We start from the raw sequence: 24,862 nt of genomic DNA on the forward strand, positions 1-24,862 counted from the left end.
CCGGAACGACGGTGTAGTGGGCATCATTTTTATGCCGTCATTCCTGAGATCTGTTATCAGGGATCCAAGTGTTTCTGTTGATTTTAGGTTCTAGTATTGTTTTCCTCGATGATGTTTTTTATTTTTTCATCATGGCTTTAAGGTCGGCAAATGGGTTGTAAGTTGCAGCATCTTGCTTAGCTTCTTTGGTGCTGCCGTAACGGATTAACTCTTCAAAGCGTGAGTGTTCATTATCGTGACAATACAAGCACAATAATTCCCAGTTGGTGCCATCTGAAGGATTGTTATCGTGATTATGATCGCGGTGATGGACGGTTAACTCAGACAAGTTTTTATGAGTAAATTCACGAGTGCAGCGGCCGCAGACCCAAGGGTAGAGTTTTAATGCTTGTTCACGGTAGCCCTTTTCACGGGTGGCTTTGTAGTCTCTAGCTTCGGCTAAGACTTTATCTAGTTTACTTTGATTAGTTGACATACAAGTATTACTCGGACAAAAAAATTACCCCAAGGATAATCACTGTTATCACTTGGGGCAATTGTTTATACGCTGTTATTTGACGATGATTAAGCTAATTGAGATGAATTCGATAAATACAGGTAATGTAGGTGACACTCATACTGAGTCACGATGTCAGTAATACTTAGCAATAAAACCGGCACTACACTGCTTTGGTATTAGCGATCCCGGCGGTTAAATTAAAGCGCATCGCATCCTCAAATGACCAGTCAACGTAAATTAGATCGTCACGTTTAACTAAACTGGTGACTCCTGCCATTTGGTAACTGAGCTGAAATAATACTGGCACCCAATCGCCTTCAGGTAGAGCATCTGCCAATGGTTGAGGCGCTGACTCACTCATAATAAAACCGACAACATAACCACCATTGGCTTGTTTCACTAATACGGTTTTTTGCGTTTTAGGTTCACCATCACGGCTCATCAAACTGGCAATATCACGAATGCTGCCATAAACCGACTTAAATAGTGGAAACTTCATTAGCTGGCTTTCTATCCAACCATAAACCCAGGCAATTGGGCTTACTGAAAAAAGCAGACCTGCAACAAAGATTAAACAGGCGACTAAGCAAAAGCCGGCACCAACAAACACGGAGTTAACGCCAACAATTTCAAGTAGTAATTGGCCTAATCCATCAAGTGAAATAAATAAAGACCAAAACAGCCAAATGGACAGAACCATTGGCAGTAAGTTAGTTAAGCCGCGCGCGAGTGTTTTTTTCATTGTTCACATAAAAGAAGAAAGAACAGGATAAAAATGTTAACACAGTTTGTTGATTAGTCACTTCAAATCTATTCACTATCTGGAACAGGTTCACGGTTCGCGACAGCTTATTTTGTAGCCCTAACGAAGCACCATAGGCATCTAAGGTATTCATACTGAAACAAGCAATAGATTACTTATTCATATTGGCGACATTCAACCATTGATGACGACCTAGCTCTAATAACACCCCTACGGCTAAGCCTGCTGCGGTATTAATGGCTAAACATGTTATTGCGGTAGAAAAAATGACAAAAATACAAAAAGGTTTACCATCGATAAAGCGTTTTGACCAGGCCAACTGCGTACCTGCTATTGCAAGTAAACTGCCTAAAATGGCCAGAGGAATTAATGAAAGTGCACCGGCAATGCCCTGGCTTCAAAAAATAGCAATGAGTATACATGTACTGCCAAAAATGGTGGGCGCTAACCAGGTACGAGCACCAAAGTGATATTGTACAGCAAGGCCACCTGCTCCATGGCACATGGCTGTTGCCCCAAATGGCGCTAATAATAAATTTGCCCAACCAGAGCTTTTAGCAAATTGTTGTGGTTCAAATTTAGCTGCGTCTTCAGGAAACTTATCTTTTGCCATTGCCGACACTGCAATCACCGCATTGGTTAATGTTAGCGCTAATTGCGGTAATACTAATAACACTGCAGCCGATCCCCATTCATCAATACTAGGCCAACTTAACTGCCATGCGCTGGTTTGGGTAAAATTAAAACTAGGGGCTGTACCACTGTAATATTGCCAAATAATGCCGAGGAGAATCACTAACGGCATCACCAAATATTGCATTGGCATATAACGGCTCGCGAACAATAAGCCAAAGGCAAGTAAACCAATGAACCAAGTTTCGCTCATCATGACACCGCCAAGCCAGATAAGTTGAAGCCCGATGGCTAGCTGAATACCAATACTGATTGCTGGCGATAACTGCTTGGCCATCCATTGAATAATGCCACTATAAGCTAATACCAGCAGGATAATCCCCATGAGTATGGCAGATGCCTGGAGCATACCGAGGGACATGCCTTCTGCAATGACTAACGCACTAATCACCTTCATCGGTTGTACCGGCATGGGTCTTCGGTAATAAAGTGCTGTAAATAATGCAAAAAAACCGAAACCCAAAAATATCCCTTGTGGGGAAAAGTGATTAAGGGCGATTAAACCTAGCACTAAAGGAAGAAAGGTGCCTAAATCTGCAAATGCGCCACTGAACTCGCCTGAAATCTTATTGACGTTGTCGAAACGATTGATTTCACATCTCATAAATCTTGCCGTAGGTAATAGATACTAAATTACAGCAATAACAATGCCATATTTAAAATGAGACACAGATCTCAAAATAAATCGGTAAATAACACATAAACAAAACTGTAGGGACAATTTGAACCAATGACGGTTTTCTAATAAGTCATTATGTCCAATCAGCGGTGATATGCTCAGTCTTAACTTCACCTCATTCATAAGGCATAAAAAAGCCCCTCGAAAGGGGCTTTAACAAACATAATGTAACGATTAACTCTGGTATTTGCTATTTGAGTTTATCACTCAAAAAATTACAAACCTTTTTCCATTTCTTCATACGACACATGGCGAACGTCTTTACCTTTTACATAGTAAATCACGTATTCACAGATATTTTTACAGCGGTCACCTACACGCTCTACAGCACGGGCGGCTCCATAACACATCTAAAACACCAGGAATAGAGCGAGGGTCTTCCATCATGTGAGTCATTAATTGACGGATAATACCTTCGTATTCTTTGTCTAGTTTGGCATCCGCTTTATGAAGCTCCAGTGCTTGATCAGCGTCCATACGTGCCAGCGCATCAAGGGTTGAATGCAACATGCGTGTTGCATGGCGGCTCATATTTTCAATGCTAACTAATAATGGCTGTTGGTTATTGGCACGGTTTTCAAGTGCCGCTTTAGCGATACGCACACACGCATCACCAATGCGTTCTAAATCTGCAATGGTTTTTGTAATGGCGATAATCATACGTAAGTCACTTGCTGCTGGCTGGCGCTTAGCAATAATGCGAGTACACTCTTCGTCAATCGACACTTCCATGCCGTTAACTTTGTGGTCGCCATTAATGACAGTTTGTGCCAGTTCAGTATCTAAGCTTGCTAGCGCATCTAGTGCTTGTTCAAGTTGACGCTCAACTAAACCGCCCATGGCTAATACGCGGTTACGAATATCTTCAAGTTCAGCATTAAACTGGCCTGAAATGTGTTTACTTAAAATTATTTTGTCCATAATACCCACCTAATTCAAAAGTTAATTAAAAACGTTATTCACAGAATTAACCGTAACGACCGGTGATGTAATCTTCTGTTTTACGCTTTTTAGGGGTAGTGAAAATAGTGTTAGTGTTGGCATACTCAACCAGTTCACCCATATACATAAAGGCCGTTTGATCTGATACACGTGCAGCCTGTTGCATGTTATGCGTCACAATAACAACTGTGTATTGTTTTTTAAGCTCTGTGATCAACTCTTCAATGGTTAAAGTTGAAATAGGATCCAACGCTGAAGTAGGTTCATCTAATAATAGCACTTCTGGCTCGATTGCAATTGCGCGCGCAATAACCAAACGTTGTTGCTGACCACCCGACAAGCCAAATGCGTTGTCATGCAAACGATCTTTGACTTCATCCCAAATGGCAGCGCCACGTAAAGAACGCTCTGCCGCTTCATCTAATTCGCGGCGGTTATTTACGCCTTGTAAACGTAAGCCATACACCACGTTTTCGTAAATTGATTTAGGAAACGGGTTAGGACGCTGGAACACCATGCCCACATTACGACGCAGTGATGCTACATCCACTTTCTTGTCATAAATGTTTTGTCCATGAAGTAAAATTTCACCTTCAATTTTACAAGTATCAACTAAATCGTTCATGCGGTTAATACAACGTAATAAGGTTGATTTACCACAACCACTTGGGCCAATGAATGCTGTCACCTGCTTTTTAGGGATCTTCATCGACACATCAAATAACGCTTGTTTGTCACCATAACGTAAATCAAGGTTACGGATCTCAAGTGCGGTATCCTGCGCGGGTAAGTTAACTAAATCAACTGTTTCTGTTTGCATTGCTGAACTATCAATAGAAATCATTTTTGTCTTTCCTTCAGGATATCGCTAATTAGTGTTCTAGCGAACGGAATTTTTCACGTAAATGGTTGCGCACGCTGATTGCGGTTAAGTTAAGTGCAACAATTACTGATACTAATAAGAACGAGGTTGCGTACACCAATGGGCGAGCCGCTTCAACGTTAGGGCTCTGGAAGCCTACATCGTAAATATGGAAACCTAAGTGCATGAACTTACGCTCTAAATGCACAAACGGGAAGTTCATATCTATCGGTAAAGTAGGGGCAAGTTTTACTACACCCACCAACATTAACGGGGCAACTTCACCGGCAGCACGTGCCACAGCTAAAATTAGGCCGGTCATAATGGCTGGGCTCGCCATTGGGATAACAATGCGCCATAAGGTTTCGGCTTTGGTTGCACCTAAAGCAAGGCTACCCTGGCGCACTGCGCTAGGTATACGGCTAAGGCCTTCTTCGGTCGATACAATCACAACTGGCAACGTGAGGATAGCCAAAGTTAATGCTGACCAGATAACCCCGGGCGATCCAAATGTCGGTGCGGGTAATGCTTCAGGGAAAAACAATTGGTCAATTGAGCCACCCATCATGTAAACAAAGAAGCCTAGACCAAACACACCATACACAATCGACGGTACACCCGCTAAATTAATCACCGCGATACGGATCATCTTAGTAATGGCCTTTTTTAGCGTATTCATGTAAGTAGATAGCTGCTACCACACCAAATGGTGTCACGATAACGGCCATCAACATCACCATAAATACCGTACCAAAGATAGCTGGAAATACCCCACCTTCGGTATTAGCTTCACGTGGGTCGTCATTAATAAAACGACCAATGCCAACAAACCAATGACCGACCTTTTGAAAGATGCTCATGTGATTGACATAACTAACATCTAAAATAGAGTCTAGCTTGAGGATCACTTCTTGACCACGCATGTCGCGGATGACCACTGAGTCGCGAGCCGCTTTATCACGCAGTGCAAATAGGTCTTTTTCAAGCACTAAATAGTCTTTGTTTAACTGATCAATTTGCGCTTTGATATCGGCTTTACGTGCATCGGTTAACTCTCCATCAAGCTCATAGCCACGTTGCTTTAAGCGCAAACGTTCGATTTGATAGTTAATTGCACCAATGTCCGACTTTTGCAAATCAAGCGCTTGATCTGAAATTTCAACCGCACGCTCAATATGGCTAACCAATGAGGTTTCGATTTCGGTATCGCTGTTTAATGCTAAACGCTTACCGTCTTCAATCACTGCGATTGGGTAACCGTAAAAGTTACCATTTTTAGTCCGCTCTAATTTGGCAATATCTGCCGGTTGAGTACGGCTAACAATATCAGTGGCTAAGATCCAACGAAAATCTAAACCCACAAACTCACGGTTACCGGTTTTAACGAGGTAACGCGTTACAAACTCACCAGGGTCTTGCGTAAATGTATGCCCCGCTGACACTAAACGCTCGGTTGGCACTTCTTCGCGGTCATAAATTTCCCCGATTAACGTGCTTTTTACACCTTTATTATCTTCAAGCTGCCACTCATAAACATCAGCAGGCCAAAAGTAACTAAGACCACGCCACGCGATTAACAGTAATAAGCCAAGAACGGCAATTAAACTGATACTTACGGCACCACCGGTCATCCAAATCCACGGTGAACCTGATTTAAACCACTTACCCATTGCACAAACCTCTCAAGGCGATTGGCGAAATAATCAAATATTGAGTCATCATCTTTCCTTACAGTGAGCTATATCGTTCGCGTAAACGCTGACGTACCACTTCCGCAATGGTGTTAAAGAAGAAGGTGAATACAAACAGTACAAAGGCCGCTAAGAACAGCACACGATAATGCGAACTACCAATGGCTGACTCTGGCATCTCCACCGCAATGTTAGCGGCTAAAGTACGCATGCCTTCAAACACACTCCACTCAAGGATCGCAGTGTTACCCGTTGCCATTAACACAATCATGGTTTCACCCACGGCACGGCCTAAGCCCATCATAATGGCCGAGAAAATACCCGGGCTGGCGGTCAGTAATACCACCTTAGTCAGGGTTTGCCAGTTTGTTGCACCGAGTGCCAAACTGCCGTTTGATAAATGACGCGGTACAGAGAAAATCGCATCTTCAGCAATCGAGAATATGGTTGGAATTACCGCAAACCCCATCGCAATACCTACAACAAAGGCGTTACGTTGGTCAAAGGTGATGCCTAAATCATTGGTGATAAATTGACGTGTATTACCATCAAACAAAGCCACTTCAATCACTGGGCTAATAGCAAATGAGAACCAACCAACAAAGATAATGACTGGCAGTAACATCAGTTCTTGATACGTCTCTGGTAAGCGATGCTTCCAAGTTTCTGGCATTTTGTTCCAGGCAAATGCTGTGGTTAATATCGATATTGGCAATAACATCAATAACACCACAATACCGGGCAAGTGATCTTCAATTAATGGCGCTAACCATAAACCGGCTAAGAAACCCAAAATAACCGTTGGTAATGCTTCCATAATTTCAATGGTAGGCTTAACCACATTACGCACTTTAGGTGTCATAAAGTAAGCGGTATAAATAGCACCAGAAATGGCTAATGGCACAGCAAACAACATGGCGTAAAAAGCCGCTTTCATGGTACCAAACGCTAATGGCATTAAGCTTAACTTGGCTTCAAAGTCGTCTGAACCTGATGTTGACTGCCAAACATACTTAGGTTCTGGATAACCTTCGTACCACACTTTCTGCCACAAAGCGCTCCATGACACTTCTGGGTGATCATTTTCGACAGAATACAAATTTAGCTTGTTATCGGCTTCAATAATCAGTGCATTTGAGCGTGGGCTAAAGGCCATTAAACCTGGATTTTTCAGGTCAAATTTATCGTCAAACAAGTTACGTTGACTGGTCGTATATAGAAGTGTTAACTCACCTTCAGGACTTAATACGGCGAAACTCTTACGATAAAACTCAGTGGCCATAGTGCTAACAGGCGCCACATCGTCAAACTCACGTATTAACTCATATAAACGACCTTTTTCACCATTCACTTGGAAATACTGACTGATTACACCACTGTCGTAACTAACCATTATTGAGCTTGCACCCGCCAATAAATCCACTTGTTTAATGTTGGCGTCACCTTTTTTAACATCAAGTACTTGTAGCAGCTCAACCGAATCGGCATCACGAGTGTTGTATATAAATAAGCGATGAACAGTACTTAAAATCAATTGGCGGTGATCGGGTGTCATTAATTGTGACACCACTTGATTAGGTGCATCGTCAATGAAAACCTCTGAAACCGTCCATTCAACTTCTTCGGTCATCATGTTTTCTTCGCCTTCTTGGCGATTTAACTTCCAAGCACCATCGGCATCTTGATAAGCAAAACTCATGCGACTATCGCTGTAATCAAACACCATATTGTAAACAGCACCATCTTGGTTGATGGTTAACGGCTCTTCACCAATAGGATAAGTCAGTTTAGGGGTAATGAGACGTTGGTTATCAGGGTAAGACACCGCAAAGTTAACGCCGACAACAATCACTTGACCATTGCTTAACCCTAGCGCGAAACGTTGTTCACTTGGGCTAGATTTAGCGCTACTAGTAACAGTTGTGCCTTTAGGTAATGTTGGCGTAAATGATGAAATTAATTGACCTGTTGCTGATGAGTAAAAATCAACCGTACCCAGCGCAGTCACACGATACAAAATTTCATTTTGCTCGTCAGTACCCACCATTAACGTTTTAGCATCAGCATTTTGATGACTAATACTTGTCACCGGTTCTATATGTGCTCCATCAAAGATGGGCTTGATGACGTACAGCAAGTAGAAAAAAATCAATAACAAGGCAACAAACACCATCGTGCCGCCAATGGTGATTCCATACTCAGCTGCTTTATCCTTAAATGCCCTGCGTGATGCTTGTCTACCCACGAGTAAACTTTTTTCAGCAGAACCAGGTTGATTTACCTGACTTTCCATTAAGAACCTCTAATAATTAATCGATGCCATAATTAGCGCTTTGATTGTGTAGTTTACTGTGTTAACAATAAATATTTATGACTATATAGCGGCTTTACTTAACAAATATAGTGAGTGGTTTTTTATCCACAATACGCGCCATTAGTTTCAGGTTTGTCTGTGTGTCACTTGGCCACTCATGTTAGCCGTTAATAGATTTTCAAATTATCGTAATCAACAATAAAACAACAACGCAATCTTAAGTGGCTGCGATTATATGACGTAAAGATGACAGTTGTGTTACAGCTAATACTTATAGGAGAAATATCGTATGATGCGTTACCTTATTACTTTGCAAGCACCTGATAGAAAAGGATTAGTCGAACAAATAGCCAATGTGGTTAGTCGCCATAATGGTAACTGGCTAGATTCTGAAATGCGCCATATTGATGGTGTTTTTGCCGCAATATTACAATTAGAAGTCCCTGCGCTTAAATGGGATGAGCTGGTGGACGCATTAGAGTGCATTGATGGCTTAACCCTGACATTTTCTAAAACGACCCTAAGCGCAAAACCCATTAAACAATTACGCTATAACCTTGTGGCTTACGATCGCCCAGGCATTGTGTTACATATTTCTAATAAAATGAATGCATTAGGCGTTAACATTGAACAATTTAGTAGTCAGTATGAAACCGCAAGCCACACTGGTATTGATTTGTTTAGAGCAACCATGGAGCTGGGACTTACCGATCCATCACAAGAAGAGATGATTGCCACCTCACTTTATGAAATGGGTGACGACGTGGTTTTAGATAAATTGAGTTAATCAACACATTCCATACCTTTCATCTTTGGTGACTAAATTAAGGCTAAAATCCGTTTTCATCATCTGCTAAACTGCCTGCAAATAAAGACGATAAAATGGATTAACCATGTTTGGAACGCTATCAAAACTGAAAACCCACCTCAATGATAACCATGAGGTGGAGTATCATTTACCTGTAGGTGAGGAGCGCTTGGCGCTAAACCCATTAATCGGTAAAACCCTCACCATGACTCACACGGGTAATATTTTTTGCAGCAGCTGCGGTAAAAAAACCAAAAAGAGTTATTCGCAAGGCCATTGTTACGTGTGCATGACAAAGCTAGCTAGCTGCGATATGTGCATCATGAAACCAGAAACTTGCCATTTTGATCAAGGCACTTGCCGTGAGCCTGAATGGGCTATGTCACATTGCTTTGTACCTCACTATGTATATTTGTCTAATACTTCAGGGATCAAAGTGGGCATTACTCGTCACAGTCAAATCCCAACTCGTTGGATTGACCAGGGTGCCACTCAAGGTTTGCCCATTTTTAAAGTATCAACGCGTAAAATGTCTGGGTTAATTGAAATCGAGCTAGCCAAATTCATCAATGACAAAACCCACTGGCAGGCCATGTTGAAAGGTCACAATGATGATATCGATTTGGTCGAGCAGGCGGCAAAACTTATTCCGCTGATAGAAGTTAAACTGCAAGCGTTAGCAAGCGAACATCAAGACATTGAGATTGAACGCCTTGATGCCAACATTCAGGCCATTAGTTATCCGATTACTGAATTTCCAGCCAAGGTAAAATCGCATAATTTTGATAAAGTGCCAGAAGTCACAGGCACCTTAAAAGGTATTAAAGGCCAATATTTAATTTTTGATACTGGTGTGATTAACATCCGTAAATTTGGCTCGTATGAAGTCGAAGTTACACACGGCTAATCTTTCTTGATAGCCAATTCATGTGTTAGCCATTAATGTGTTAGTAATGCATATGCTAGCAAAAAGACGCTGTTAGCGTCTTTTTTATTGGCCTACGTTTTACATCGCAGGCACATCGTTTAGCATCATTTTTATCAAGTTATCAAACCTAGCCTCTCGCATCTCTATCGTCTGCTCTGGCTCAGTAAATCCTTGTGCCAATACTCGCCAAAAGGGGGTTGAATATTAGGGTTGAAAAAAGCCACTAATACCGAGCCTTTATGCTGCTGTGCATTAGCATCTTTAGTGGCAAGGCCTGGTACAAGACCTACCTTCGCCAAAATTTCTTTATCGCTCATTTCAGTGGCTAAAGCCATACCAAAGCCCACCGTCATGTTAGGGGAGTCGTTAATAGACACCAATTGATAGCCTTTATCAGCCATGACCTTATTCACCGACTTGACTAACTGATTACGTAACGCTTCTTCATCCATTTTATTGGCCGTATGCACAACAAACAGACTTTCGTGCCACGCGTAAGTTTTCGATAACCCCGATAAATCACCACTAGTCACCATCGTTATACGTTGCGATGCTGGCGGCGTAATATCATGGGTTGTACATGCCGTTAGCAACACAATGCTAACCATAACAATCATCTTGCTTAAGCTACTTATCATGGGAATATGTCCTATTTCAAAATATGCCAAAAACCTTATCACTACTAATGTTAAGCTACCCCGTAAAATCAGATATCACAATGTTTAATCTCAATCTGAATCAGCAATCATTTTTTTATTAGATTGTCGTAACATTAACCGATAGAATGCCAACAAATTTTCATCATACCTTGGCAAAAAGATAACAATATGGAATTGGTATTTGCGATAGCATTGTTTGCGTTTTCAGCTGGTATTACGCCTGATCCTAACAACATTATGTTGATGACATCTGGGGTAAACTTTGGCATTAAGCGCAGTATTCCGCATTTATTAGGGATTAGCCTGGGCTTCCCAACAATGATTTTAGCCGTGGGGTTAGGATTAAGTACTCTATTTCAAGCTTACCCGGTGATCCACACAGTGATTAAAGTGGTGGGCATTACCTACCTATTGTATTTGTCATGGCTTATCGCCAATAGCAGCAACAAAATGGAAGGCAAACAAGTCAGTAAGCCTTTTAGCTTTATTCAAGCCGCCGCATTTCAATGGGTTAACCCTAAAGGCTGGATTATGGCTGTAGGCGCAATTGCCACCTTTACCACTGTTCATCAAGAGCTTAATAGCCAAATTATCACCATTGCCAGTGTATTTTTATGCGTGGCCTTTCCGTGTGCGATAGTATGGCTTAGTTTTGGTGTGGCGTTGAAACGTATACTGAAAAATGAACGTCAACAGCGTATTTTTAATGTCTCAATGGCGCTGCTGTTAGTAGCGTCAATTATCCCGATGATGCTACCGGCAACACCACAGTAACTGAGTGAAGGTTTTTTATGGAACAACATGAATGCATAGCCCACACCGAACGCTGGGTTGTTGATGTCATCATGAAATACAATATTTGCCCATTTGCTCGACGAGAAGTTGAACGAGCCAGTATTCGCTATGTCGCGATTGAGCAAACAAAAGTTAAGGCGGTATTAAAAGCATTGATAGCTGAATGCCAGTACCTTGATGAACATCCACAAACCGAAACCACCTTGTTTATTTTGCCGCGTGGATTTGAAGGGTTTTATGCCTATTTAGATTTGGTTGATGACGCTACAAACCTATTAGCACAGCAAGATTATGAAGGCGTGTACCAACTCGCGACGTTTCATCCCGACTATTGTTTTGATGGTGAAACACAAAACAGCGCAGCCAATTTTACCAATAGAGCGCCCTATCCAACCTTACACATCATTCGAGAAGCCAGCATGGAAGTTGCCCTGGCGAACTACAGCGACCCCGAATCAATCCCTGAGCGCAATATTGCTTTTGCACAGCGCAAAGGCAGTGAGTTTTTTGTCAAGTTATTACAGAACTGCACTAAAGGGTTCTAGGTTCTAGGAATTCGCAAGCTCGCCTGAGAGCGGACTTCGTCCTGCTAGTGGTTAGATAAGGTAAATTTACTCACTTGTTGAGACATATTACTGGCGTCGTTGAGTAGGTTGTCGTTTAGGCTGGCAAGCTGTTGTGAAATATCTTGGGTATGATGATAAATCTCAGTAATTTTCATCGCATTGCGGTTAACTTCTTCTGAGACGGCGGATTGTTCGTGTGTGGATGCGGCAATTTGTTCGTTCATGCTGTCTATTACGCTAACGTGATCTGCGATTAACTTAAGTTCGTTTCCAGCATGTGTAGACTCGTCAACGCTGACTTGTGCTTGTTGTTGCCCACGTTTCATTGCGCTAACGGCGGTTGCTGCACCTGCTTGTAAACGCTCTGTCATGTTTTTGATATCTTCAGTGGAGGTTTGTGAACGTTGGGCTAGCGTCCGTACCTCGTCTGCTACGACCGCAAAGCCGCGACCTTGCTCGCCTGCCCTTGCGGCTTCAATTGCTGCATTTAGCGCCAACAAATTGGTTTGTTCTGCAATAGAGCTAATCACATCAAGAATGGTCACAATGCTTTGAACATCAACATCTAAACGCCCGATCGCATCTGCGGCATCTGCTATCTCATGCGCCAAAATTTGAATAGCATCGCTGGTTTTATTAACACCTATTTCACCCTTTTTAGCTTCTAAATTGGCTTTAGCAGAGGCGTCGGATGCTTGCACAGCGTTAGCGGCAATTTCATGAACAGTGGCACTCATTTCTGTCATTGCAGAGGCAACTTGTTCAGCCTCTGACGAACCTTGTAGAACATCGCTTTGCAGTGAACGAGTATAACCGTTCATTTGCTCAACGGCATTAACGAGGTTAATGGCATTGACACGAACCTGACTAATAATTTCTTCAAACTCGCTCATCATTTGATCAAAGGCTTGCGAGATTTGGCCAAATTCATCGTCTGACTGATGTTGTATCCGTGTGGTTAAGTCAAATTGAGTGCCTGCGTGGAACATTTGTTTATGTAATCCCCCTAAACTGCGGTGTAAATAACCTGACACACTGACACTTATCACAATGACAAACACCAGTGCTAACAAGAGAAGCAATACGGTGTAGTACATATGTTGTGTGGCGTTGGCGAGCTTATCTTGGCTCAGTTGCAGGAGTTCGTCGGCAAATTGTTTTTCTAAACTCGTTAACACCGATATCCATTCAGTTGATTTTTTAAACCACTCCTCTGGGTTTTGAGCCAACAATGCCGTAGCATTTTGAGCAAAGGCGACTTCACGTAACGCTTGCACCTCTGACATGGCAGAAGATTGCTGAGCTTGTTTAAATACATTGATATTGTGGGTGGTGGCTGCGGCTATAAAACGTTCTGCATAGGTTTGTTGTTCTGCATATAAGGTGACAAAACGACGAAACATTCCCGGAGCAAACTCGCTGTGACCAAAGGTTGTACTCAATACAGCCCGCTCTATGCCTGCACGCTCTTTAAGCTGCAAAAATGCCGAAAACGCCTTTAATCTCATTGACAATTCACTGTCTAAACTTTGACTTGCGGCCTCATCGACCATTGACAACAACAAGGTATTTATTTGAGTGTAAAAGCTGACTTGCTCAGGCACTGCTACGGTTAAATTGCTCACTTTACCGCGCATACCATCTAGCTGAGTGAGTAACGACTCGACTTTATCGTAAGGAGTTTGTAATTGAACGGGAAAATCGTCGTCATGGGCAAATTGTTCAAAGCGGTTTATGCGACTGTCGGTTTGATTTCGCTGACTTGGCAGTGCATCGTTAAATGATTGCCCTTTAGAACCAATGAAACCTGCGCTCATACCGCGCTCTTTTTGCAGTTCGTGGACGAGTGCACTATTAATAATGGCGACATTAGATAAGTCGATGACTAACGCGAGTTGTTGTTGTGTACGATACTCATTATGAACATACATGCCACCAAACAAGATACTGGTCAATAAAGGGGGTAACACCAACAACGCAAGTTTACGCGATATTTTAAGATTGCTTATCCATTGCCAGTTCATATTGGAGCCTTATGTCAAATTATTTGATACTCAGTTATGTCTACAATAACCATAAACGAATTAAAAAAATTTACATTAATTGACAATCCAAACTCAGACATCGCTCACAGCTAAATTAGCTTTTATTGTTCTAACCATCACCATGTACCCATAAAGAGATATACTATTTGATTCAATAGTTTGAGAGGTCATTTATTTAGCCTACTAAGACTGCAAAGCAAGACAAAACTCACTGATAAGCTCAGGCCATTCATCGACATGATTCATTTTGCTAGCGACATGCAAAGTCGAATTTGGGAGTGCTTTGCTTAATGCTTTTGCTGTTGCTACTGGATGTGCTTCATCGCCTTGCCAAGCCAAAATTAATGTTGGTATCGATATCGTAGCGAGTTGTTGTTTACTGGGTAAGTCGTTGTGAGCTGCTGCGGTAAACAATTGATTTAAGGTATGACGCTTCATCGACTTTAGCCCATCTAACATGCCTAACACGCTATGCTTATGGGCATCGATTATCCAACTTGGGAGCATTTTGTCTAAATGTTTAGCGTTCATCTGCGCAAGACCTTTACCGCCTAATATCCGCGCTGCTTTGGCTATTTTATGGTAATAATCGACTTTTTCAGCCCTCGCTTGCCATGCAACAGGCGGCGTCATTAACACAAGCCCTTTTACGTTGTCGGGCTTAGCTAATGCAGCAAATAAACTGCTGGCGCAGCCCATTGATTGGCCACCTAACATAAACGGTTTAGGCGCGTGATAATGCTGAGCAATACTGAGCATATTCTGGGCGAGATTTGACCAAAGATAATCATCAACGTTGTCAGCTGTGTCTGACAAACCATGCCCAACTGCATCATAACGAATAAGCTGTAACTTTTTAGGGAACCGATGCCATGCATACACGCCAATAGCATCTTCACTTTGCATACAACCACATAAACCATGCGCCCAAACTAAAGCTTGTCCTGAACCGCTAATGGAACAATTAAACTGATTGATATTAAATGGCTCGGTCATGGCGTGAAGGTCTCCTAATAAATCGTGGATTATCCTTTGACGATTTCAACCAATCGTTTAATGAATAATCTGACTGCTTCAGCATTATCAAAACGGAATGCGAGTCCGTAGTGGGTTTCGTTTAAGCCTTTGTATTGCCTTGTCGGAAACCGTGTCATTTGTGCATTGTGGTAATAGTCGTATTTGGCGTGCACGCCGTCAATGGTGGCTAACTCACTTGAGAAAACTTCAAATGCTGGACGGATAATCAATAATGGCACTTTACCCTCTACATGCAAATACACGGGTTCTTTGAGCTCTGGCAACATGTATTCGGTAACATTCTTAATATTAAAATTAGTACGACATTTGAGTTCATTCAAGGTGGTTGAAGCTTGTTCGAGGGTAATGCTCATAAATTTGCCTGCCTGTAATCGTTTAATGGCTTGAGTATATTGATATTCCTAAATCAATAATATAAAAAAAGCCCCGAACATATGTTCAGGGCTTTATTATTAACTTGGTTGACACCGAATTAACTTAACCTTCAATACCTTTGCTCGCAAGGAACTCATCGTAAGTACCTTTAAAGTCATTAATACCTTGTGGCGTAACTTCAAGGATACGTGTCGCGAGTGACGATACAAATGCACGGTCATGCGATACGAACATTAAGGTGCCTTCGTACATTTCTAGGGCGTTGTTTAATGATTCAATCGATTCCATGTCCATGTGGTTGGTCGGTTCATCGAGCAATAAGATGTTCGGCTTTTGCATGATAAGTTTACCGAAGTACATACGGCCTTTTTCACCACCCGATAACACTTTAACCGACTTTTTAATGTCGTCAGCGCCAAACAGCATACGGCCTAAAATACCACGTACAGTTTGGTCATCATCGTTTTCTTTGCGCCATTGGCTCATCCACTCGAACAAGGTCATGTCGTTAGCAAAATCGGCTTCATGATCCTGTGCATAGTAACCAATGTTGCTGTTTTCAGACCAGTGAATCGTACCTTCATCTTGTGGAATGTCGTGCACTAGTGTGCGTAAAAGAGTTGTTTTACCCACACCGTTTTGACCTAAAATCGCAATGCGCTCGCCCACTTCAACCATCAGGTCAAATTTGCTGAACAACGGTGTGTCGTAGCCTTTAGCTAGGTTTTCAACAACTAATGCGTTACGGAACAATTTCTTTTCTTGTTCGAAACGAATAAACGGGTTAACACGGCTAGAGGCTTTAATGTCTTCAAGCTTAATTTTATCAATCTGTTTTGCACGCGATGTCGCTTGTTTCGCTTTAGATGCGTTAGCCGAGAAACGTGCAACGAAGGTTTGCAGCTCCGCAATTTGGGCTTTTTTCTTGGCGTTGTCGCTCATTAAACGTTCTCGTGACTGCTGTGCTGCCATCATGTATTCGTCGTAGTTACCTGGGAATACACGCAGTTCACCGTAATCTAAGTCAGCCATGTGAGTACACACTGAGTTTAAGAAATAGCGGTCATGCGAGATGATGATCATGGTGCTGTTACGTTGGTTCAACATATCTTGTAACCAACGAATGGTATCGATGTCCAAGTTGTTGGTTGGTTCGTCTAGTAGCAGTAAATCTGGATCAGAAAACAGCGCTTGCGCTAGCAAGACCCGTAATTTGAAACCAGGGGCGATTTCGCTCATTAAACCAAAGTGCTGCTCGGTAGCAATACCCACCCCTAATAGTAAGTCACCCGCGCGAGATTCAGCTGTGTAACCGTCCATTTCCGCAAATTCCATTTCAAGCTCGGCCACTTTAATGCCGTCTTCTTCGCTCATTTCTGGCAATGAATAAATGCGGTCACGTTCTTGCTTTACTTTCCACAATTCTCGGTGACTCCATGATCACAGTGTCTACGACTGAAAACGCTTCGTATGCAAACTGATCCTGGTTTAGTTTACCCATGCGCTCGTTAACGTCTAACGATACGTTACCGCTTGAAGGCTCTAAATCACCGGCAAGGATTTTCATAAAGGTGGATTTACCACAACCATTCGCGCCAATTAAACCGTAGCGATTACCGCCACCAAATTTGACAGAGATATTTTCAAACAGAGGCTTAGCGCCAAACTGCATTGTGATGTTAGCTGTTGTAATCAAAATGAAATTCCAAATCGTGTTGTGTGTTTAAACCAGTATCACATTATAGCTTAATGGTACGAGTTGACATCTGTATGACTCAAGTCCGCTCTTAACCATATGCTAAGCAAATAATAGTGAGATTTAAACTGATATACGGCATCGCCGAAGGGGTAGATATAAAGCGCGACATTGTAAGGATTATTGGTCTATTTATCAACCTATCATAATGCTTTGCTGTTGATACAATAAAAAACCGCAACAGCAAAGCCTTTGCAATTTAATGACTTTGTTAAGCCTTTAAATAATCGACAATGTAATCTAAGCCGCCCGTAATGGCAGCCACTTGTGCATCGTTACATTGTTGCGTCGTGACATGTGGGCTGTCTGGATACACTTCTGTGGTGGTATTGAAATGATTGTTGGTGATCCCTGCGCACAGGCTGAGTTTTTTAACCGGATAATTAATCACCCCAAATTGCTCAATCGGTACTTCAATTAATTGACCGTCATCATCTGGCGCAATATGAGTCACTTTGGCCACAGCATCGATAATGGCTTTTTGAAACTCAGGGGTTGGATTATCACTGTCGCCAACCAAATAAAATCCGTCAGGAATAACGCCTTTATCGTATTCAACGCCATCACGGGCTGACAGTAGCGGTCTAAATTCTAACTCGTCGGTATCGGTGGTTTCGTGCAAATCAATATGAGCATAAACCTCGCCTAATGTGGCGACAAAAGCCATTAGATTGGCCGACTCCTCAGCTGGACTATTGGCATAAAATGAGCGATTAGGATCTATCGCTTTTGGGTTCCAACGGTTAATGGTTTCATAACCCCATGGGCTGACACACGGTGCCACGGCTATATTAAAATACTGACTGTAATGCTCAGCCTTGGTGGTTAAAAATTGGATTGCGCCATGGACGCCACTGGTTTCGTACCCGTGTACGCCGCCGGTGACTAAAATGGTCTTTTTGTTGCTGTCCCAGTTAGGTGATTTAAACCCAAATAACGGATACGTGTCAGCATCATAAGATAATGCGCCGTATTGCACTTGTTCAAACTGGTTTGCGAGCGGCGTTAATTTGCTAACCACTTCATCTTGATATGAGCGCTTAATCGTCACTTGGGCAAGCCATTGCGCTTTTTCAGCGTCAGTCCATTTTTGGCCTGGAGTGCCAATAGGATATACAGTTGAATCTGTCATGAAACCTCTTTTATTTTTAGTTAATGTTTATGAGTTGTTTTTGGCGAAAATAACTAGGGCAATGCCAAATAAAATAATACTGGTGCAAATAATAAGATGGACACTGATTTGCTCACCAACAAAGATGACTCCGCCAACGGCTGCTATCACAGGCACAGACAGTTGTAATACTGCAGCATGATTAGCACTTAGTCCTCTAAGAGCTTGATACCATAACGCATAGCCCACACCTGAGGCCAGCGCGCCAGAAAGTATTGCCAGTACAACCCCTTGGGCACTTAATTGAAATGCTAACCCTGCCGGTTCTGATTGCATTGGTTCGACGGGCATTAACATCGATAATAACCATACGCTGGCAAGCATTAGCAACACGAAGGGTAAGGTGCGAATAAAGTTGTAACCTGTGGCAAACAAAGGCTTTGCCGTGCCTTTGCCCATCAACGTATAACCGCCCCAGGCGCAACCACTGATGGCCATCAGCACTAAGCCGCTAATTGATAAAGTCTCACTGCCAAGGCTAAGACTTGGCCAGACTAAATAGCCAAAGCCTGCAAACGCCACTAACGCGCCAACTATCTCAAGCAAATTCAATCTGTGACCTTGTAAATAACTGATAAACATCATGCTAATTTGCACTGCGGCAAATAACACTAATGCTCCGGTCGCGGTGTCGAGCAGTACATACGCGTACGAAAACCCAATAGCATAAACAAACAACAGGCCTGCGGCTAAATAACTGCCATGGCTTGGTGCTGTCAACATATCTTGGGTTGCTGCTAGGTTTTGGGTCGCTAGTTTTTGTGCTGAGCGCCCTGTGGTTGATGTCAGTACCATCAATAAGGCCAACATCAACGCACCAGATGCTAATCTGATGGCGGTAAAACTACTGGGATCAATAAGAGGCACAGCCTGTTCATTTGACAACGCAAGGCGGCAAAATACTGAGTTAGCCGCAAACGCGATTAAAGCGATTAAGGTATAACATGTCAGTGCAGTGCGAGATAGCGGCGTGGCAGAAGCCATAAATTAACCTTGCTGAATGAGTTATTTAGATGACTTTCTAAAACTGAACTTATTGGCAAACCAGCTAATCACTGCCACTTGTTGTACGTGGCTTAAACCAAAGTACACACAAATCCACGGTGAGAGCAGTAAGAACCACGGCAATGCTGCAGTTGATCGCCCTGAAAAAAGCAAAAACAAAAAGCCGCCATAAATAATCACAACGCCTAAGACCCCCACGATAAGCATGATCTTTTTTAATATTTGTTCTAATTTTGCCACGTGATAAACCTCAACTCAGGATGAGAGATGTATTGATAACGATAAAAATCAATATATTGATTCATCCCTAAAAATAAAAAAGTCACGCCGAGCAATTAGCTCGGCGTGACTGCATCATATCAAACTGACTAAGCTAAATACCACAGCTCTATAAGCGAATACCGCCGTCAATTTCAAATACGCGGCCGTTTACATAATCATTTTCGATAATAAAACGCACCGTTGAAGCGATCTCTTCTGGCTGACCTAAACGACCTGCTGGCACCATTTTTTCTAAACGCTCGAGCGCCTCAGGTTTCATCGCTGCGGTCATTTCAGTGGCGATAACACCCGGAGCCACTGCGGCGCTACGGATATTGTAACGCGCTAATTCTTTTGCCCAACCTACCGACATAGCAGCAACACCTGCTTTAGAGGCCGAATAGTTTGATTTACCCATATTGCCGCATTTAGCAATACTAGATATATTAATGATCACCCCAGCTTGCTTGGTTTCAATCATCGCGGCGGCGGCTTCACGGCCACATAAAAAACTGCCGGTTAAATTCACATTAATGACCGATTGAAATTGCTGATATGACATACGCTCAGTGACTTTGCCCTCTTTGGCTTTAATCATTAAACCATCACGTAAAATACCGGCGTTGTTAATCAGCACATTTACCTGGCCAAAGTCTTCAATTATGTATTGAAAACCCGCAACCACGTCTTCTTCGTCAGTAATGTCTAGAGCATAACCTTGCACTTCAGTTGTTGCGCCTAAATCAGCACAAGCTTGTTCTAGCTTAGTTTGATCTACATCGATAAGCGCCAATCTAGCACCCTGAGCGGCTAAATCGTGTGCCATTGCCAGACCTAAACCGCCTGCTCCGCCAGTAATGACGACAACCTTATCTTTTAATTCCATCAACTGAATCCTTTATTTTTTCTTTGAAAACTGTTCAAAAATACTCGAAAAATCTCGACTACCGTTACCCTGACGCGCATGATTAACGAACAAACTGCGGGCCAATGACCCCATAGGAGTACTCGAGTTAGAGGCCATTGCCGCCTGTTGCGACAAGCCTAAATCTTTTACCATTAGGTCGACCATAAAGCCGCCTTGATACCCTTTTGACGACGGTACATTTTCCATTACATCTGGACATGGATTGTACTTTTCAAGAGCCCAATTACCGCCGCTGCTGACTTTCATGATATCAGACAACACTTTAGGATCTAAGCCATTATCTAAGCCTAATTGGATTGATTCGCTAGTGCCGACCATCAATACCGACAACAGCATGTTATTACAAATCTTGGCAACTTGCCCTGCTCCAACCGCCCCCGCATGAAAAATATTACCCCCCATCACGGTTAACACGGTTTGCGCTTGCGTGTAAGCAGCCTCTGAGCCACCACAAATAAAAGTCAAAGTGCCTGCTGCTGCGCCTGCTGTTCCGCCCGATACTGGCGCGTCCATAAACTCAATTCCCATGTCGGCAGCTTTTGAACCTACAATACGGGCACTGTCAGCATCAATGGTAGAGCAATCAATTAATAAAGTTTGCTTTGACACCACCTCAAGCAAACCTTTGTTATTGGCATCGCCTAAATATAAACCCAATACATGCTTGCTTGCAGGCAACATGGTAATCACAACATCGGCAGAAGCTGCTGCGCCGCAAGCGGTTTTAGCGCTAAGCGCTCCTTGCGAGGTGAGTGCTTCAACGGCCACAGGGTTTAAATCAAACACTGTGACTGTCATGCCGGCTTTGATTAAATTGGCCGCCATTGAGCCACCCATGTTACCTAAACCAATAAATGCTACTGTTGCCATGTTATCAATCCTTGTTAAATAAAATCTGCTAATGGGTGGTGACTAACGTCCCAGGGAGAGGTAATCAATTGCTCAATTGTGCTTTGTTCTACTGCTTCAACATCGTTAAATAACCATTTAGGTTGGCGATCTTTGTCAATCAGTAACGCGCGAACCCCTTCGCAAAAATCGCCTATTGAGCAACAATTAACACTGACACCAAGCTCCCATTGGAAGCATTGTGCCAGACTCAGTTCTGTGCCTAATTGAGCTTGGGCAAAAATTAAATGCCAGCTTATTGGGCTACCAGCTAACGCAGTTTTCTGCGCCCGTTGTAGCCATTCAAGTTCAGTATTAAGAGTGGATAATTGATAATGCACGTCCAGAATATCACCAGACATCAATAAATCGATTTGAGTTTGAAATTGCTGTAAATGACTGTCTGGCAGAGTGGCTAAATGCGGCTCACTCATCTTAGTCAGCAAATCACTTAACAATTGATGATTGAGCTGACTGTCTTGACTCCACTTCAGTTCGGCCATGGCATCAAATAACAGCTCTTGTTCATCACTGTGTAAATAATGATTACCCAGTTCAACATAAAGCGCATCTGCAGTGTTCATATTGTAAGCGGTTAAGCCCAAAAACAGTCCGGTCTTGCCTGGCATACGATTTAAAAAGTAACTGCCGCCCACATCGGGGTATAAACCAATGGTGACTTCTGGCATGGCTATTCGGCTGCGCTCAGTGACAATACGATGACTGCCGCCAGCCATTAAGCCTAAGCCGCCACCCATCACAATGCCATCCCCCCACACAAGTACCGGTTTACCAAACTGATGCAGTAAGTAATCCAGTTGATATTCTTGGGTAAAAAAGCCGCAGGCTTCGTCGGTAATGGTATTGGGGCTAGCAATGGATGCATGGTAAATCGCCCGCACATCGCCACCGGCACAAAATGCCTTTTCACCCGCACCTTGAAGCACCACACACGCAATATTGTTGTCGGTTTTCCAGCGCGTTAGCTGTTTTTGCATTGCAGCCACCATATCGAGGGTTAACGCATTGAGCGCTTTTTCAATATTAAGGGTCACGATGCCTATGGACTGTCCAGATAGCGTACCGAGAGTTTGAAATATTACTTCTTGAGTCATTAGCAGTTTTTCCAAGTTGGGGCGCGTTTTTGTAAAAAGGCGTTGACACCTTCAGCTTGATCGTCGGTATCAAATAACCCCACAAACAATTCACGCTCAAGCGGTAATGCTTGGCTGCGCGGCATGGTTCGCCCGGCATTAATTAAGGTTTTGCATACACTCACACTACTGGGTGACTGTTTTGCCACTTTGGCTGCTAAGGCAACAGCTGCATCAAGGGCTTGTCCCTTTTCGACAACCTCTTCAACTAGGCCAATTTTTTCTGCTTTGGCAGCATCGATACGATCACCACATAGAATCATGCGCTTAGCCCAACCTTCGCCCACTAACGCGGTGAGGTTTTGCGTACCACCAGCACAAGGCAGTAATCCTACGGTGGCTTCAGGCAGTGCCATTTGCGCTTGCGCTTCAGCAATGCGTAAATCACAGGCTAAAGCGACTTCTAAACCTCCGCCCATGGTGTAACCGTTAATGGCGGCGATTGATACACCACGAAATGCGCTCAGAGCTTCAAAGGCTTCACCAAAATGCTTTGCCATGGAAGCGGCTGTGCCTTTATCACCATCGGCAAATAGATTTAAATCGGCGCCGGCAGAGAAAAACTTTTCGCCTTGTCCGGTGATCACTAGCGCATAAATATCGTTGTTTTGATTTAACTTGATAACGGTTTGCTTCAGCAATTGTAAGCTGTCAGCGGTCCAGGTATTCGCTGGAGGGTTATTAAGCGTTAAAATGGCCGTGTGGCCAATAATATGTTCAATTATGGCGGTATTTGTTGTCATCATTTACTGTCCTTGAGTTAACCCGCTTGCAGGTTGTGCTGTCAACATAGTCGTTAAAATTACCTGTGAACTAACCATTACAAAATCGGATGAGCGTTTTCATCGAGCAAACGACGGGCAATAATCAGGCGCATAATTTCGTTAGTGCCTTCTAAAATCTGATGCACCCGCACATCACGAAAGTGGCGCTCTAGCGGGTATTCACGAATGTAGCCATAACCGCCATGGATTTGCAGCGCGCTGTCACACACTTGAAAACCCACGTCGGTAGCAAAGCGTTTGGCCATGGCGCAATAGGCGCTGGCTTCTGGGTCTTGTGTGTCGAGTTTAAATGCCGCTAAACGTACCATTTGGCGCGCTGCCACTAACTCGGTGGCCATATCAGCTAGCTTAAATTGCAGGGCTTGAAATGCCGCTAATGGTTTGCCAAATTGCTTACGCTCATTCATGTATTGTGTTGCACGTGTTAATGCCGCCTGAGCAGTGCCAATTGAACAGGTGGCAATGTTAATGCGTCCGCCATCAAGGCCTTTCATGGCAAAGGTAAAACCCTGGCCTTCATCACCCAGTAAGTTAGCGACAGGTACACGCACGTTTTCAAAACTAATTAACCTTGTCGGCTGGGCATTCCAGCCCATTTTATCTTCGGCTTTACCATAAGTAATGCCGGGAGCATCAGCGGGTACCGCGATGGCAGAAATCCCTTTAGAGCCAGCTTCACCAGTGCGACACATCACCACTAGTAGCTCGGTTTCACCGGCACCAGAGATAAACATTTTAGATCCAGTAATGAGGTATTCGTCACCGTCACGTACGGCTTTGGTTTGCAATGATGCCGCGTCACTGCCTGCACCAGGCTCTGTTAAACAATAAGAGGCTAACAGCTGTCCTGTGGTTAAGCCTTCTGACCATTGTTTACGAAGACTTTCTGTGCCCCAGGTTGTCACCATCCATGTCGCCATATTGTGAATGGTTAACATGGCAGTGGTAGCAGTGCAGCCATGGGCGAGTTCTTCAAAAATAATTGACGCATCTAAACGAGATAAGCCCATGCCGCCTTCTGACTCTGGCGAATACAAAGAACAAAAGCCCAGCTCACCGGCTTTTTGGATTACGTCTTTAGGAAAATGATGCTCTTCGTCCCATTTGGCGGCAAATGGAGCGAGTTCTTCTGCGGCAAATTGGCGGGCTAAGTCAGCAAACTGGCGCTGATCTTCGTTTAAATTAAAATCCATGTCGGACTCCTACTTATTGTTTTAGATGACTCTTGGAGCCATTTAGAGACTTGATCACAGCAGC

20 protein-coding genes and 4 pseudogenes are annotated in these 24,862 nt (G+C 43.2%); 4 read left to right on the forward strand and 20 right to left on the reverse strand.

The annotated features are described in order from the left end of the window. Window positions 1-118 precede the first annotated feature (118 nt). The 7 genes and pseudogenes from N4T56_RS12045 to N4T56_RS12075 all read right to left on the reverse strand — a co-directional run bounded on the left by N4T56_RS12045 (window position 119) and on the right by N4T56_RS12075 (window position 8,422). Window positions 119-475, reverse strand: a complete 357-nt coding sequence (locus N4T56_RS12045; protein ID WP_261733398.1) for a YajD family HNH nuclease — start codon at window positions 473-475, stop codon at window positions 119-121. A 184-nt stretch (window positions 476-659) separates the two neighbouring features. Next, window positions 660-1,241, reverse strand: coding sequence for a DUF502 domain-containing protein (locus N4T56_RS12050; RefSeq protein WP_261733399.1), 582 nt, complete (start codon window positions 1,239-1,241; stop codon window positions 660-662). A gap of 172 nt (window positions 1,242-1,413) precedes the next feature. After that, window positions 1,414-2,559 (reverse strand): annotated as a pseudogene (locus tag N4T56_RS12055) (putative sulfate/molybdate transporter). Between the two features lie 290 nt (window positions 2,560-2,849). Beyond that, window positions 2,850-3,555, reverse strand: a pseudogene (phoU, locus tag N4T56_RS12060) (phosphate signaling complex protein PhoU). A 46-nt stretch (window positions 3,556-3,601) separates the two neighbouring features. After that, window positions 3,602-4,420: a phosphate ABC transporter ATP-binding protein PstB gene (gene pstB, locus N4T56_RS12065; protein ID WP_261733400.1), complete on the reverse strand. Its 819-nt coding sequence runs from the start codon at window positions 4,418-4,420 to the stop codon at window positions 3,602-3,604. Between the two features lie 28 nt (window positions 4,421-4,448). Beyond that, window positions 4,449-6,108 (reverse strand): annotated as a pseudogene (pstA, locus tag N4T56_RS12070) (phosphate ABC transporter permease PstA). 58 nt (window positions 6,109-6,166) lie between these two features. After that, window positions 6,167-8,422: an ABC transporter permease subunit gene (locus N4T56_RS12075; RefSeq protein ID WP_261733401.1), complete on the reverse strand. Its 2,256-nt coding sequence runs from the start codon at window positions 8,420-8,422 to the stop codon at window positions 6,167-6,169. A 310-nt stretch (window positions 8,423-8,732) separates the two neighbouring features. Here N4T56_RS12075 and N4T56_RS12080 point away from each other — a divergent pair, with 310 nt between their 5' ends. Continuing rightward, a complete protein-coding gene (locus N4T56_RS12080; RefSeq protein WP_261733402.1) occupies window positions 8,733-9,230 on the forward strand; it encodes a glycine cleavage system protein R in 498 nt (165 codons plus the stop codon). A 106-nt stretch (window positions 9,231-9,336) separates the two neighbouring features. Further along, the gene (locus N4T56_RS12085) at window positions 9,337-10,158 is read left to right on the forward strand and encodes a DUF2797 domain-containing protein (protein ID WP_261733403.1); all 822 of its coding nucleotides are present in this window, start codon (window positions 9,337-9,339) and stop codon (window positions 10,156-10,158) included. 164 nt (window positions 10,159-10,322) lie between these two features. On the opposite strand, the gene N4T56_RS12090 is transcribed toward N4T56_RS12085, so the two are convergent. Continuing rightward, a complete protein-coding gene (locus tag N4T56_RS12090) occupies window positions 10,323-10,817 on the reverse strand; it encodes a DUF4136 domain-containing protein (RefSeq protein WP_261733404.1) in 495 nt (164 codons plus the stop codon). A 189-nt stretch (window positions 10,818-11,006) separates the two neighbouring features. Here N4T56_RS12090 and N4T56_RS12095 point away from each other — a divergent pair, with 189 nt between their 5' ends. After that, window positions 11,007-11,612 (forward strand): LysE family translocator, encoded by a 606-nt coding sequence (locus N4T56_RS12095; protein WP_261733405.1) that lies wholly within the window; start codon window positions 11,007-11,009, stop codon window positions 11,610-11,612. Between the two features lie 17 nt (window positions 11,613-11,629). Beyond that, the gene (locus N4T56_RS12100) at window positions 11,630-12,178 is read left to right on the forward strand and encodes a DUF1415 domain-containing protein (RefSeq protein ID WP_261733406.1); all 549 of its coding nucleotides are present in this window, start codon (window positions 11,630-11,632) and stop codon (window positions 12,176-12,178) included. 44 nt (window positions 12,179-12,222) lie between these two features. Here the strand turns inward: N4T56_RS12100 and N4T56_RS12105 are convergent, their stop codons facing one another. From N4T56_RS12105 to N4T56_RS12160, 12 genes and pseudogenes are all read right to left on the reverse strand, one after another. Further along, window positions 12,223-14,223, reverse strand: a complete 2,001-nt coding sequence (locus tag N4T56_RS12105) for a methyl-accepting chemotaxis protein (protein WP_261733407.1) — start codon at window positions 14,221-14,223, stop codon at window positions 12,223-12,225. A 204-nt stretch (window positions 14,224-14,427) separates the two neighbouring features. Then, window positions 14,428-15,240 carry an alpha/beta fold hydrolase gene (locus N4T56_RS12110; RefSeq protein WP_261733408.1) on the reverse strand — a complete coding sequence of 271 codons (813 nt, stop codon included), beginning with the start codon at window positions 15,238-15,240 and terminating at the stop codon, window positions 14,428-14,430. A 29-nt stretch (window positions 15,241-15,269) separates the two neighbouring features. After that, window positions 15,270-15,635 carry a hypothetical protein gene (locus N4T56_RS12115; RefSeq protein ID WP_188921027.1) on the reverse strand — a complete coding sequence of 122 codons (366 nt, stop codon included), beginning with the start codon at window positions 15,633-15,635 and terminating at the stop codon, window positions 15,270-15,272. 124 nt (window positions 15,636-15,759) lie between these two features. After that, window positions 15,760-17,353, reverse strand: a pseudogene (locus N4T56_RS12120) (ABC-F family ATPase). Between the two features lie 271 nt (window positions 17,354-17,624). After that, window positions 17,625-18,545 carry a M14 family metallopeptidase gene (locus N4T56_RS12125; RefSeq protein WP_261733409.1) on the reverse strand — a complete coding sequence of 307 codons (921 nt, stop codon included), beginning with the start codon at window positions 18,543-18,545 and terminating at the stop codon, window positions 17,625-17,627. A gap of 27 nt (window positions 18,546-18,572) precedes the next feature. Beyond that, complete coding sequence (locus N4T56_RS12130) at window positions 18,573-19,568, reverse strand: DMT family transporter (protein WP_261733410.1); 996 nt, start codon at window positions 19,566-19,568, stop codon at window positions 18,573-18,575. A gap of 21 nt (window positions 19,569-19,589) precedes the next feature. Beyond that, window positions 19,590-19,796, reverse strand: coding sequence for a hypothetical protein (locus N4T56_RS12135; protein WP_261734815.1), 207 nt, complete (start codon window positions 19,794-19,796; stop codon window positions 19,590-19,592). Window positions 19,797-19,977: 181 nt separating this feature from the next. Next, window positions 19,978-20,736, reverse strand: coding sequence for an SDR family oxidoreductase (locus N4T56_RS12140; RefSeq protein ID WP_261733411.1), 759 nt, complete (start codon window positions 20,734-20,736; stop codon window positions 19,978-19,980). Window positions 20,737-20,748: 12 nt separating this feature from the next. Next, window positions 20,749-21,648 carry a 3-hydroxyisobutyrate dehydrogenase gene (gene mmsB / locus N4T56_RS12145; RefSeq protein ID WP_261733412.1) on the reverse strand — a complete coding sequence of 300 codons (900 nt, stop codon included), beginning with the start codon at window positions 21,646-21,648 and terminating at the stop codon, window positions 20,749-20,751. Window positions 21,649-21,662: 14 nt separating this feature from the next. Beyond that, the gene (locus N4T56_RS12150; protein WP_261733413.1) at window positions 21,663-22,781 is read right to left on the reverse strand and encodes an enoyl-CoA hydratase/isomerase family protein; all 1,119 of its coding nucleotides are present in this window, start codon (window positions 22,779-22,781) and stop codon (window positions 21,663-21,665) included. After that, on the reverse strand, window positions 22,781-23,563 hold the full coding sequence (locus N4T56_RS12155; protein WP_261734816.1) for an enoyl-CoA hydratase: 783 nt from the start codon (window positions 23,561-23,563) through the stop codon (window positions 22,781-22,783). The genes N4T56_RS12150 and N4T56_RS12155 overlap by 1 nt, the downstream gene beginning before the upstream one ends. A gap of 77 nt (window positions 23,564-23,640) precedes the next feature. Continuing rightward, a complete protein-coding gene (locus N4T56_RS12160; RefSeq protein WP_261733414.1) occupies window positions 23,641-24,798 on the reverse strand; it encodes an acyl-CoA dehydrogenase family protein in 1,158 nt (385 codons plus the stop codon). Window positions 24,799-24,862: the final 64 nt, after the last annotated feature.

It is taken from the genome of Shewanella phaeophyticola, from assembly GCF_025398315.1.
Classification (GTDB): Bacteria; Pseudomonadota; Gammaproteobacteria; order Enterobacterales; family Shewanellaceae; genus Shewanella; species Shewanella phaeophyticola.